The organism is Profundibacter sp., assembly GCF_965277155.1.
Classification (GTDB): Bacteria; Pseudomonadota; Alphaproteobacteria; order Rhodobacterales; family Rhodobacteraceae; genus Profundibacter.
This window is the reverse complement of record NZ_CBDIBV010000004.1, coordinates 162,720-173,870: the sequence shown is the minus strand read 5'-3', so window position 1 is coordinate 173,870 and position 11,151 is coordinate 162,720. Positions and strand designations below refer to the sequence as shown.

The following is an 11,151-nucleotide window of genomic DNA, read 5'->3' as shown; positions in this document are numbered from 1 at the left end:
CTCCCTTGCTGAAACCGGCGGGGCCGGCTTTGCGGGGTTTCGTAAAATAGAACCGCTGGGCGTCTCGCAACCGTTGGTCCCCTCGATAATTCAAGCGCTAGAACTTCGCACTTTCATAATAGGCCCGCGTATGCGCTGTATCGCGCACCCCGCTTTCCTTTTCGTCCTGCACGGCGGCCTTGGCTGTCGTGCCGGACAATGACACAGCAGCCACGGCTGCCGGTGCGGAAACTGAAGCCATCTTTAGAAAATTCCGGCGACTTTTTGCGTCGACTTCTGTTTTCTTGCCCATCAGCTTTCCTCCCTTCTTTTATGCCCGCGTGATGCAGGCGGTTGTTGCGGGTCTAACCCGCGTTCATGCGAAATGCTTCGCGTTCGATGTCCATAAACGCCTTACCCGCCGCACCAACCGATGCGTAAAAGACCGAATTCTTGGCCCCTTCTAGATCGGTAAAGAAATGCGTGGCCCAGGGGGCGATATGTTTGTTGAAATATTCGGTCTGCCGCTCCAGCGGCACAGGATCACCAAAGCGACCCGTGATCATACCCGCCATCATTTCAAACAGGCTGGCGATGTTGTCTTCAGGCTCGAACACATTCGGGGCACGCGCGATGCGTAACGCCGCCATGTCCTTGCGCAGGGCCGCCAGCGGTTTTTCATTCAGAAACCCTGTCAGATAGAAACTGGCATAGGGCAGCAATTCGCCGCGCCCCAATCCGATAAACAGCGCGGTAAATTCGCTTTCGGCGGCACGTTCCTTTGTCACCGCCGCAACCCGTGCCATCGACTGGATCGCCTTGCCCAAGTCGCTGTCATCTCCCGTCAGGTTCGCGGTTTTTTGCAACAGCTCTTTAGAGGGCGGACGCGCCAGAAGCGCCGCCAGAAAATCATAAAAATCGGCGCGCAGCTTGTCTTCTTGGGCAATATCGGGCGTTGTCATAGTGGCTGTCGTCATCCTTTGGCTTCCTGCCTAGCTGGCAAACTGAAACCGTATTCTGCGCTTGATGGCAAAATCCGGTTCATCGTGTTGTTCTGTCTGTGTTTCAACGGGGGTTTCTTCGGTCAGAACCATTTCAGGCTCTTCCTCCACAATCTCTTCGATCAGGGCCTGCGGCTCCTCTGTAACCACTTCAGCCACGTCCTCGGGCGCTTCGATTTCCTCGACTTTATTCAAAATGCCCTTGCCGACCTGATATGCGGTTTTGACGGCCTTGCCCAAGGCACCTTCCTTGGTGAAATCATCGCCGTAATCGACCAGATTATCGACATTCGCCAACACCGGATTGCTGCGCCACAACCGACGCAACGCCAGTTTGCGGATGCGTTCGGGAACGGCGGCCTGCATAAAGCCGGAAAAATCGTCACCGGGTTGCAATGTTTCAGGATCCGGCAGATCCAGTTCCACCAGAATTTCGGCGTCCGTCTTTTCCGCCAATTCAGCTTGACGTTCGGCAACAACAGCCCGTTGCTGCGCCAAGGCTTCGGCCTCGGCTTCGGCCTGAACCGCCGCACGTCTGCGCGACCATCTATCCAGCGGCGCGCTCAATGCACCACCCTCGCCTTGCGGGACGGCGCACGATAAACGTCACTGGCCTGATGAATACGGGCATCCCCGATCCCGTCTTCCAGCAGATCAATCCGCTTTTTATCGCGCTTGCGTTTGATGAACACTTCTTCTTCGTAATGTTTTTGCACGAAATCATTGACCCAGGCGATCAACCCGTCAGGCATCGGCACCTGTTCGATAATTTCTTCGCCGCTATCCGCATAATCCTGTGCGTCATAGGGCGATGCAGTGGCCAGCAACACTTCGATATCCTGCGGCGCGTCCGGCTCGTCCGCCTCGCGCATCACAACGTAAATCGCAGGAGGATTGGTGGACAGACCGGCGCGGTAAGCCTCGGCATCAGTGCGGAACAGTTCCAGATCAACCGTGGCGGCGTGGTATTCGACGACATCGCCTTCGCGGCGCAATTCCTTCCAGCTTTCCTGAGCTGCACCGGGCAACACTGCGACCGCCTTCCAGACCCACTTTGCCCAGCGCGTCACGCCCGGAGATTTCCGGAGCACAATCCCAAGCGGTAGGCTGGCTGTGGCATTTTTCGTCAAAAGCATTTCTCCCTTGGCCGGATATGTCATTTACGCACACCTCGACCTGCCTTTCAGCTTGCAGCGATTTTTCCATCTGATCAAAGAGAAATTTCAGTTTTCGTGGATTGGTGATTAATGGCACTGGAAAACTAGACAATTCGTCCCAAACCGATCGCCCTGCACCGCCTGACGGGACATAAAGTCCACCCGTCGAAAACCTTAGTCTTTCGCTTGGAATTCATCCCTCCTGAAAACCGAATCACCTGTGGCAAGATTTGATTCGAAATCCCTTTACGGCGCGGCGATTTGGTGAATATGTGGGTGGGGGAATCGCCCTGACCTAATGGGGTGATCAATGGGGGAAATATGGCTAATAGACTGATTTTATGTGATTGTTCCGGAAGTCAACCACTTGACAGAAAGTCGTTGGAAGACACATGTGGCCTGTCCTGTTCGCGCGTTTACACGGCCCTTTGCACAACACAAATCGGTGAAGCGGCCAAGGAAATGGCCAAAGGCGGCACCGTGATCGCCTGCCTTCAGGAGCGCGACCTGTTCGAGGAACTAGCAGACGAAATTCAGGCGGAAATGCCCGTTTTTATCGATATCCGCGACCGCGCCGGATGGTCCGAGGAGGCGACAAAATCGACCCCGAAAATGGCCGCTCTGATTGCAGATTCCCTGCTGGAAAAACCAACGGAAAAACTGTTTGATATAACATCCGAAGGGCGCTGTTTGATCCTTGGATCATCCGATGTCGCGCTGCCCGTAGCCGAACAACTGGCCGATATTCTGGCCGTCACCATACTACTGGAGGGGGTAGAGGATGCGCCCGTTGACCGGCGGTTCGATCTGGTTGCGGGGCGCCTGAAAACCGTCACCGGAACGCTTGGGGATTTCCACCTGAAAATCGATGCCCTGCAACAGCTGGATCCGGCCGGACGCGGCCCGTTCCAAATGACGCCGCCCCGTGACGGGGCCGAAACCGAATGTGACATCATCCTTGATTTGCGCGGCGAAACCCCGCTGTTCCCCGCCCCGAACAAACGCGACGGCTATCTGCGCGCCGACCCGCGCAATCCTGCTGCTGTGGCCAAGGCCGTGTTTGATGCCAGCCAGATGGTCGGCACATTCGAAAAACCGTTCTACCTGAAAACCGAAAACCACCTGTGCGCCCATTCCCGCGCCGAAATCACCGGCTGTTCCAAATGCCTTGATATCTGCCCGACCGGCGCGATTTTCCCCGATGGCGAACATGTCACCGTTGATCCGGCGATTTGCGGTGGTTGCGGGTCTTGCGTGGCGCTGTGTCCCTCGGGCGCTTTGACATATGACGCACCGGCCACGGATTTCACCTTCAAGCGGCTGCAAACCCTTGCCGATGCCTACCGCAATGCCGGTGGAAAATCCCCCCGCCTGATGGTGCATGATGGCGAATACGGTGGCGAAATGATCAGCCTTGCCGCCCGTTTCGGACGCGGATTGCCCGCCGATGTGATCCCGATCGAGGTCGCCGCCCTGTCCGGTTTCGGCCATGCGGAAATGCTGGCGGCACTGGCCTGCGGGTTCAGCGAAATCAACATCCTGATGACCCCGAAAACAGACCCCGAAACCCTGATCCGCGAACAGGCGCTGGCCTTGGCCATAGTAGACGAGCCACGCATCACCCTGCTTGATCTGGCCGATCCCGATGCGCTGTCTGACACGCTCTATCGCGCGGCCCCCGCCCCGCTGGTCGACGTCCCGATCCTGCCGCTGGGCAGCCGCCGCCAGATCGCCCGCCTGTCGGCCACCGCCCTGCACCCCGATACGGATGCCCCGATCCCGCTGCCCGAGCACGCGCCCTATGGCGGGGTGGTGGTGGATACAGACGCCTGCACCCTGTGCCTGTCCTGCGCATCACTGTGTCCGACCGGCGCCCTTGGCGACAATCCCGACAAACCGCAGTTGCGTTTTCAGGAAGATGCCTGTCTGCAATGTGGGCTATGCACCCGCGTTTGCCCGGAAAAGGCAATCACCCTAAACCCGCAATTCAACCTGTCTGATCAGGCCTTTACCCAAGTTGTGGTGAACGAGGAAGATCCGTTCGAATGTATTTCCTGCGGCAAACCCTTTGGTGTAAAATCCACCATTGAAAAAGTTATGGAAAAGCTGGCCGGCAAACACCCGATGTTCGCCACAACGGACGCCGGAAAACTGATCCAGATGTGCGATACCTGCCGGATCGAGGCGCAGTACCATTCCGAAAACAGCCCGTTCCAGGGCGGCGAACGCCCCCGCGTGGTCACGACCGAAGATTACCTGAGCAAGCGTCGGGATCACTGAGTTTGCAACGGCGCCCCCAGATCGGCCGGTTTGATCGTTGCCACAAAGGCAAGGATGTCGTCCAGCTCCCCGATTGTCAGTTCCAGCGGGTTGATCGGCGGGGGGCGGGCGGGATCAAACGGGTCGGTCACATCAACAATCTGCGAAAAGGACGGGTGCGGAATAAGGGTGTAAAACCCGCCGAATCTTTGCTGCCAGTCCGGAAAGCTGCGCATCAGGGCGAACGAGGGGGTCGAGCCGATGCCCTTCATCCGGTTGCGCGCGCCAATAACATGGCAACGCCCGCAGTTTCGGTAAGACAGGGTTTCCCCGCGTGCAACGTTCCCTTCCGGCGCAACCTCGGCCACCTTTTCGGCCAATCCCGCCGCGCCGGTAAACGGTTGGCCATTTTCGGGCCGGAACTGTTCAATCGCCCGCTGACCAACATCGGACAGCAACCAACCGGCAAACCGCTTGGCCCCGTTGCCTTCGCTCGCCGAGACATAGTAAACCACATCCCCACGCGCCAACACCGGCTTGGCGTCAACGCTGGCCTGATCATCCAGCACCACATTGGCCCCGTCCATCACCACCTGAACCGGCACCCCCGTTTTCAGCGAAAACCGTGGTCGCAGGAATTGCACCAGCCCGCTTTCTTCAAGCGTGGGGGCAGTGCGCAACCTTATCCCGTCCTCCTGCCCCGACGCCACCATCGGCGCGACAAACAGCAGTATTGCGAGGCGCAGTATTTTGTTTATTCTATCCATTCCCCAAACCTAGAGGGCCGGCATTCCGCCCGTCAATCCACAAGATAAAGGTAAAGCCCCCATGAGTGCCACACGCGAAGATATTCTGGCCGCGCTGAAACAGATCAAAGACCCCAATAGCGGCTCCGATATGGTGACTGCCGGACTGGTCAAGGCGCTGACCGTCGAGGATGGCACCGTGCGGTTCGTGATGGAGATCGACCCCAAGGCACACACCGTGATGGAAGCCGTCCGTGCCGACGCACAAGCCGCGCTTGAGGCGCTGGACGGGGTCGAGAAGGTGACAATCGCCCTGACCGCCCACAGCAACGCCACCCCGCCTGACCTGAAGGCGCATGGCGCCCCCAAACCTCAGGGACCGCAGAAAATCCCGGGGGTTGACCGGATCATCGCCATTGCCTCGGGCAAGGGCGGGGTCGGAAAATCCACCGTTTCCGCCAATCTGGCCGCAGCGCTGGACGCCGAGGGGCGCAAGGTCGGCCTGCTGGATGCCGATGTATTCGGCCCTTCGCAACCACGCATGCTGGGCATTTCGGGGCGGCCTGCCTCGCCGGATGGCAAAACCATCCTGCCGCTGCGCAATCACGGCGTGACCATGATGTCGATGGGCCTGATGACCCGCGAGGACGAAGCCGTAATCTGGCGCGGCCCGTTGCTGATGGGGGCGCTGCAACAGATGCTTAATCAGGTGCAATGGGGCGCGTTGGATGTGCTGATCGTTGACCTGCCGCCGGGCACGGGCGATGTGCAGATGACCTTGGCGCAAAAGGCCGAACTGGATGGCGCAATCATCGTATCCACTCCGCAGGATGTGGCCCTGCTGGACGCCCGCAAGGGGATCGATATGTTCAAAAAGCTGGGCACGCCGATCATCGGCATGATCGAAAACATGTCCACCCATATCTGTTCGAACTGCGGGTTCGAGGAACACACATTCGGCCACGGCGGCGTCGCAGCCGAGGCCGAAAAGATGGGTGTTCCCCTGCTGGCCGAACTGCCGCTGCATCTGGACATTCGCCTTGCCGCCGATGGTGGCGCACCGATCGTGGTGTCAAAACCCGATTCCCCACAGGCCAAATCCTTTCGCGATCTGGCCAGGAAACTGATCGACATGGGCCACGCATGACCGAGGAAAACCCCTTCGAGACCCCGCAGCCCGTCACCTTTCCCCCGCTGTTTCAGGGGCAGGAAGTCGAGGGCGCGACCGATCCCTTCGACAAGGCCTGCGCACTGGCCGCACTGGGGTGTGATTCCGGCGTCCTGGTGCACAATGTCAGCGCCGACCGCCTGCGCGCGGCCATCGTATTCGCCCCCGAAGTGCCGCTGGAACAGGCCATGAGCGTGCTGTGCACCTGCGGGATCGGGTTTCAAAACGCCCTTGGCGCTTTGGCCCCGCCCGAGGTCGCTGTGCATCTGGGCTGGGCCGGAGAACTGCGGGTCAATGGCGGCGTGGCAGGCACCCTGCGCGCGGCGGCCTCGACCAATGATCCGGCGGAGGAACCCGACTGGCTGGTGATCGGCCTAACGGTTGACCTGATCCCGCCTTCAGACATCGCCCCGGGGAACCACCCCGACAGCACCGCACTATACCTTGAAGGCTGCGGCGATGTTTCCCCGATCCGCCTGCTGGAAAGCTGGGCGCGGCACACGCTGGTGTGGATCAACCGCCTGATGGAAGACGGCAATCAGGCGCTGCATGCCGAATGGCGCGGGCTGGTGCATGGCATGGGCGAAGATGTAACCATCGACTATAATGGCCAAACCCTGTCCGGCACATTTTTAGGCGTGGACGAAGATTTCGGCATGCTGATCCGCGATGGTGAAACCACCCACCTTGTCCCCCTGTCATCGCGTCTGGAAGGAAACCCATGAAACTTGCCCGCGCCATCCACTTTGATGAAAGTGACCGCAACATATTCCACCAACCGGCCCGCACCGGCGAATGGGCCATTTCCGGCGGTTTCGAGTTTTCCAACTGGGGTCAGGCCGACCTGACCGGCAAGGCGCGACAGGCCTTTGCCAATGGCTGGCTGGGGCTGGAAACATTCGGGCGGGTGACTTTTGTTGCTGTGACCCAGATCGAGCCCTCGGAATTTGACGCGCTGGCCGACACGCTGGCCCAGCATTTCGTTACCATCTACGGCGCCCCGTCCCTGGAACAGGCCCGCCCCGTGGCATTGGAAGAACTACATCACATGGCCGACATGTGCGAGGATCACGACAGCAACACCCTGTTGACGGTTGCACGCGAACTGACCGAAAGCGGCGTCAAGGAAGCCTACCGCGTGATCGAACCGCAAGGCGCCGAACTGGACCAGTTCGCCATCCACTCTACCCCCGAGGAATAGCCCCGCGCCCACCATCTTTGTTCTTCGGGGCTTCGCCCGTTTGTCGCCTGAAACGCTCCCCCGGAGCGTTTCCAAGACGGCTCAAACTCCCCGCCGGAGGCAACCCTGGTTTTGCCTCCGGCGGAGGTATTTAAGGCAAGAAGAAGACCGTCAGGGTTTCGTCGCATTAAAGGTAAACAGGGTTTCACCGTTTATTTTGTAGCCGTTGATCAGTTTGGCGGCTGTTTCGCCGGTCAACCAGTCCTCAAGCTGTGCCACCAGTTCAGTTTTCACATGCGGATGACGCTGCGGATTGACGGGGATAAAGGCGTATTGGTTGAACAACACCGGATCACCCGCGAACAACAGTTTCAAATCCCCCTTGTTGCCAAAATTCAGCCAACTGGCGCGGTCCGCCATCACATAGGCGTCCATGCCGCTGGCCACATTCAGCGTGGCCCCCATACCGGCGCCCGCCGCGCGGTACCAACTGCCAAAGGTCGCAGGATCCAGACCGGCAGCTTGCCATAGGGACAACTCCTTTTTGTGGGTGCCGCTGTCATCCCCGCGACTGACAAAGGGGGCTTTGGCGGTGGCAATTTTCTGCAAGACGCTAGCAGCGGTATCGGCCACGGTAATCTGAGCCGGATCAGCCGAGGGGCCAATCAGGATGAAATCATTATACATGATCTCGCGCCGATGCGTGCCGAAACCGGCCTTAAGAAATGCCTCTTCCGCCTTGCGGGAATGGACCAGAATGGCGTCCACATCCCCCGCCTCGCCCAGTTTCAGCGCCTGCCCTGTGCCCACCACGATCAGTTGCACATCAAGGCCTATGTCTTTCTTGATCTGCGGCAGCAACACATCTGACAGGCCGGAATTTTGGAAGGATGTGGTCACCGCCAGCTTGATTTCTGCCGCCTGCACCATCTTTGCCAGAAACAGGGAAAACAGGGCGGCAAAAGGGAATTTCCAGTTCATTCTACGATGTCTCCATTGATAAATGCGCGTGCTTCGGCTGTGGCGGGGTGTTTGAAAAAATCGGGTGCGGGCGCGGTTTCATGCACCTTGCCGCCATACATAAACACCACATCCGTTGCCAACCGCCGGGCCTGCCCCATGTCATGTGTCGCCATCACGATGCGGGTGCCGTCGGCCCTTGCCTGTTGCAAAATCGTTTCAATTTCGCGTATCGCGCGACCGTCCAGATTGGCGCAGGGTTCATCCAGAAACAGGATTTCCGGCTTGCGGATCAGGGCGCGTGCCAGCGCCAGCTTTTGCTTTTCGCCGCCCGACAAATAGGGCGCGGGACGTTCCAGCGCATCCCCCAGACCGAACCGCGCGGCCCATTCGGCGGCGGTGCTGCGGGCCTGCCTGCGCGGCACCCCGTGCAGGATCAGCGGATAGGCGATGTTATCAACCACCTTGCGGCGCATCATGATCGGGGACTGGAACACATAGGCCTGCCGTCCGCGCGCCATCCCGTTCGGCACCGCCCATTCAACACGCCCGCCGGACACCCGTTGCAACCCGTGCATCAGGCGCAGCAGCGTGGTTTTGCCCGACCCATTCGGCCCCATCACAATGGTCAGCCCGGTTTCGCCAATCTGCAAATCCACCGGCCCGACTAGTGTCTTGCCACGCACGCGGGCAATCGCGCCGTCCAGTGTCAGTGGCAGGATGGAGTGTGTCACGTTTGTTCGCTCTTGGTTGATTGTTGCCGCTATGGTTGCGCGGTTTTTATGGTGATGCCAAGGGAAATTTTGCGCTGCTGGCCTGTGCTGTCATTTTGACTATTCCATCCGCGCCCCAAACCCCCGAGGTGGACAAATTGACCACCCTTACCAGACGCTGGCCCGTTCGGTGCGCGAAACAGTATGCATCAACAGGTTGATCGTTACCGCCATCGTAATCAGCACAAACCCCAGCCCCATCGCAAAAGCAAAATTCCCTTTGCCGGTTTCCAGCGCGATTGAAGTAGTCAGCACCCGTGTGGAATGGTCGATATTCCCCCCCACAATCATAATCGCCCCCACCTCGCCAATTGCACGGCCAAAACCGGCCAGCATCGCCGTTAGCAGGGCGCGGCGCCCGTCCCATAACAGGGCCATTATGCGTTGCCGCCGCGTGGTGTTCAGCGAAATCAGCAAATCGTGATATTCCGCCCATAAATCGCGGATCGTCTGATGCGAGATCGAGGCAATAAGTGGCGTGATAATGATCACCTGCGCGATGATCATCGCGGTCGGGGTGAACAATAGGCCAAACACACCGAACGGACCTGATCGCGACAGCATCATATAGACAAACAGCCCCACCACCACCGGCGGCAAGCCCATCAGCGCATTCAGCACAGCAATGGTCTGGCGGCGAAACCGGAAGCGGTTGATCACCAGCCACGCGCCCAGCGGCAAACCGATCAGGGACGCAATCAGCACCGCCGTCACCGTCACCCGCAACGACAGGCCGACAATTTCCAGCAAGTCGGGGTCAAGCGTAATGATCAGCTGGAATGCGTCAACAATACCCCTCGTAATATCATTCATTCGCCAAATCCGATTGATGGGTCACAGAACCGTTCATGTGTGGACGCTACAATAGGTAGGAAGCCATCTCAATGGTCAAGAATGCAGGAATGGCCAACTTCTATTTTCTCAAGCTTTGCCAATCCGTCAGCCCCTTGAACCGACCTGCCAGAAAATCCAGAAAACCGCGCACTTTGGCAGGCATGTAACGTGCATCCAAATAGACCGAATGAATATCAAGGGATGAAGATGGGTAATCAGCAAGAACCCGTTCCAGATTTCCAGCGGCAACATCTCGGGTCACAACATAATCAGGACAAAGGCCAATCCCTTCGCCTGCAATCACCAGATCACGAACGGCCAGTGCACTGTTGACCATATATCCACCGTTCACTGCAATCTTCTGCATCTGTCCATTGATCAAGAATGGCCATGCGCCACCGGAACGCAGATTTGTATCCTGAATACATTGATAATCATTCAAATGGCGTGGCGTTTCCGGGGGCGTTTTTGCAGCCAGATAATCGGGTGAGGCAACTGCCCACAATTCAGTTACTGCCAGTTTGCGGGCGATCAGGCTCGAATCTTCTAGCGCGCCGATCCTGATTGCCAAATCAAACCCTTCATCAGCCAGATCAATAAACCTGTCACTTAACCGCAGTTCAATGGCCAAATCAGGGTGCTGCTGCCTGAACTGTCGGACAAGAGGTTGCACATAGAGTTCCCCGAATGTTGTCGGTGCCGCAAGGCGCAGTATTCCTTTCAATGCTTTGTTGTCATCTCTGACCGATCCCTCTAATGCATCGAAATCCTCAAGCAATCGGGCGCACCGGGGATAGTATCGTTGCCCGGCGTCAGTCAGGCTTAGGGTGCGGGTTGTTCGGTGCAAAAGGCGTACCGACAAATGGTCTTCTAACTGGGCAATGTATTTACTGGCCAGTTTGTTCGATATCCCGACGCGATCTGCTGCGGCAGTAAACGATCCGGTTTCAACCGTAGCCACAAAGGTTCTCATTCCTGTAATCATATCCATAATTATCTATACCACGGCGATAATAATTCTCCAATACCGCCATTTCAAAACATAATCATTTTCCGCATGTTCAGCTTATCGAAAGGGGCAACTGGCAACCCGC

13 protein-coding genes are annotated in these 11,151 nt (G+C 58.0%); 4 read left to right on the top strand and 9 right to left on the bottom strand.

The genetic code is table 11. From position 1 onward, the window contains the following. Window positions 1-97 precede the first annotated feature (97 nt). The 4 genes from ACQY4M_RS02875 to ACQY4M_RS02860 are packed head-to-tail and all read right to left on the bottom strand — an operon-like array spanning window position 98 to window position 2,116. Complete coding sequence (locus ACQY4M_RS02875; RefSeq protein ID WP_428540570.1) at window positions 98-292, bottom strand: twin-arginine translocation signal domain-containing protein; 195 nt, start codon at window positions 290-292, stop codon at window positions 98-100. Window positions 293-344: 52 nt separating this feature from the next. Continuing rightward, entirely contained in the window at window positions 345-956 is a 612-nt protein-coding gene (locus ACQY4M_RS02870) for a TorD/DmsD family molecular chaperone (protein ID WP_428540567.1), read from the bottom strand. A gap of 15 nt (window positions 957-971) precedes the next feature. Then, complete coding sequence (locus ACQY4M_RS02865; protein WP_428540564.1) at window positions 972-1,547, bottom strand: DUF3306 domain-containing protein; 576 nt, start codon at window positions 1,545-1,547, stop codon at window positions 972-974. Beyond that, a complete protein-coding gene (locus ACQY4M_RS02860) occupies window positions 1,544-2,116 on the bottom strand; it encodes a DUF3305 domain-containing protein (protein ID WP_428540561.1) in 573 nt (190 codons plus the stop codon). Before ACQY4M_RS02860 ends, ACQY4M_RS02865 begins: the two co-directional genes overlap by 4 nt. 342 nt (window positions 2,117-2,458) lie before the next feature. On the opposite strand from ACQY4M_RS02860, the gene ACQY4M_RS02855 reads away from it, so the two are divergent. Next, the gene (locus ACQY4M_RS02855; RefSeq protein ID WP_428540558.1) at window positions 2,459-4,417 is read left to right on the top strand and encodes a 4Fe-4S binding protein; all 1,959 of its coding nucleotides are present in this window, start codon (window positions 2,459-2,461) and stop codon (window positions 4,415-4,417) included. Here the strand turns inward: ACQY4M_RS02855 and ACQY4M_RS02850 are convergent. Then, entirely contained in the window at window positions 4,411-5,163 is a 753-nt protein-coding gene (locus ACQY4M_RS02850; protein WP_428540555.1) for a hypothetical protein, read from the bottom strand. The genes ACQY4M_RS02855 and ACQY4M_RS02850 overlap by 7 nt on opposite strands. A 61-nt stretch (window positions 5,164-5,224) precedes the next feature. On the opposite strand from ACQY4M_RS02850, the gene ACQY4M_RS02845 reads away from it, so the two are divergent. The 3 genes from ACQY4M_RS02845 to ACQY4M_RS02835 are packed head-to-tail and all read left to right on the top strand — an operon-like array spanning window position 5,225 to window position 7,511. After that, entirely contained in the window at window positions 5,225-6,289 is a 1,065-nt protein-coding gene (locus ACQY4M_RS02845; protein ID WP_428540552.1) for an Mrp/NBP35 family ATP-binding protein, read from the top strand. After that, window positions 6,286-7,035 carry a DUF4444 domain-containing protein gene (locus tag ACQY4M_RS02840; RefSeq protein WP_428540549.1) on the top strand — a complete coding sequence of 250 codons (750 nt, stop codon included), beginning with the start codon at window positions 6,286-6,288 and terminating at the stop codon, window positions 7,033-7,035. The genes ACQY4M_RS02845 and ACQY4M_RS02840 overlap by 4 nt, the downstream gene beginning before the upstream one ends. Continuing rightward, window positions 7,032-7,511: a DUF6505 family protein gene (locus ACQY4M_RS02835; RefSeq protein WP_428540546.1), complete on the top strand. Its 480-nt coding sequence runs from the start codon at window positions 7,032-7,034 to the stop codon at window positions 7,509-7,511. The genes ACQY4M_RS02840 and ACQY4M_RS02835 overlap by 4 nt, the downstream gene beginning before the upstream one ends. A 150-nt stretch (window positions 7,512-7,661) precedes the next feature. On the opposite strand, the gene ACQY4M_RS02830 is transcribed toward ACQY4M_RS02835, so the two are convergent. From ACQY4M_RS02830 to ACQY4M_RS02815, 4 genes are all read right to left on the bottom strand, one after another. After that, the gene (locus ACQY4M_RS02830; protein ID WP_428540543.1) at window positions 7,662-8,471 is read right to left on the bottom strand and encodes a substrate-binding domain-containing protein; all 810 of its coding nucleotides are present in this window, start codon (window positions 8,469-8,471) and stop codon (window positions 7,662-7,664) included. After that, entirely contained in the window at window positions 8,468-9,184 is a 717-nt protein-coding gene (locus ACQY4M_RS02825; RefSeq protein ID WP_428540540.1) for an energy-coupling factor ABC transporter ATP-binding protein, read from the bottom strand. Before ACQY4M_RS02825 ends, ACQY4M_RS02830 begins: the two co-directional genes overlap by 4 nt. 147 nt (window positions 9,185-9,331) lie before the next feature. Beyond that, window positions 9,332-10,036, bottom strand: coding sequence for an ABC transporter permease (locus ACQY4M_RS02820; protein WP_428540537.1), 705 nt, complete (start codon window positions 10,034-10,036; stop codon window positions 9,332-9,334). Between the two features lie 100 nt (window positions 10,037-10,136). After that, window positions 10,137-11,048 carry a LysR family transcriptional regulator gene (locus ACQY4M_RS02815; protein ID WP_428540534.1) on the bottom strand — a complete coding sequence of 304 codons (912 nt, stop codon included), beginning with the start codon at window positions 11,046-11,048 and terminating at the stop codon, window positions 10,137-10,139. Window positions 11,049-11,151: the final 103 nt, after the last annotated feature.

What these genes read in the sequence shown, in the direction of transcription:
- ACQY4M_RS02830 (WP_428540543.1), bottom strand. Translation starts at nt 8,471, where the DNA reads ATGAACTGGAAATTCCCTTTTGCCGCCCTGTTTTCCCTGTTTCTGGCA.
- ACQY4M_RS02845 (WP_428540552.1), top strand. Translation starts at nt 5,225, where the DNA reads ATGAGTGCCACACGCGAAGATATTCTGGCCGCGCTGAAACAGATCAAA.
- ACQY4M_RS02860 (WP_428540561.1), bottom strand. Translation starts at nt 2,116, where the DNA reads ATGCTTTTGACGAAAAATGCCACAGCCAGCCTACCGCTTGGGATTGTG.
- ACQY4M_RS02815 (WP_428540534.1), bottom strand. Translation starts at nt 11,048, where the DNA reads ATGGATATGATTACAGGAATGAGAACCTTTGTGGCTACGGTTGAAACC.
- ACQY4M_RS02835 (WP_428540546.1), top strand. Translation starts at nt 7,032, where the DNA reads ATGAAACTTGCCCGCGCCATCCACTTTGATGAAAGTGACCGCAACATA.
- ACQY4M_RS02875 (WP_428540570.1), bottom strand. Translation starts at nt 292, where the DNA reads ATGGGCAAGAAAACAGAAGTCGACGCAAAAAGTCGCCGGAATTTTCTA.
- ACQY4M_RS02855 (WP_428540558.1), top strand. Translation starts at nt 2,459, where the DNA reads ATGGCTAATAGACTGATTTTATGTGATTGTTCCGGAAGTCAACCACTT.
- ACQY4M_RS02840 (WP_428540549.1), top strand. Translation starts at nt 6,286, where the DNA reads ATGACCGAGGAAAACCCCTTCGAGACCCCGCAGCCCGTCACCTTTCCC.
- ACQY4M_RS02820 (WP_428540537.1), bottom strand. Translation starts at nt 10,036, where the DNA reads ATGAATGATATTACGAGGGGTATTGTTGACGCATTCCAGCTGATCATT.
- ACQY4M_RS02850 (WP_428540555.1), bottom strand. Translation starts at nt 5,163, where the DNA reads ATGGATAGAATAAACAAAATACTGCGCCTCGCAATACTGCTGTTTGTC.
- ACQY4M_RS02870 (WP_428540567.1), bottom strand. Translation starts at nt 956, where the DNA reads ATGACGACAGCCACTATGACAACGCCCGATATTGCCCAAGAAGACAAG.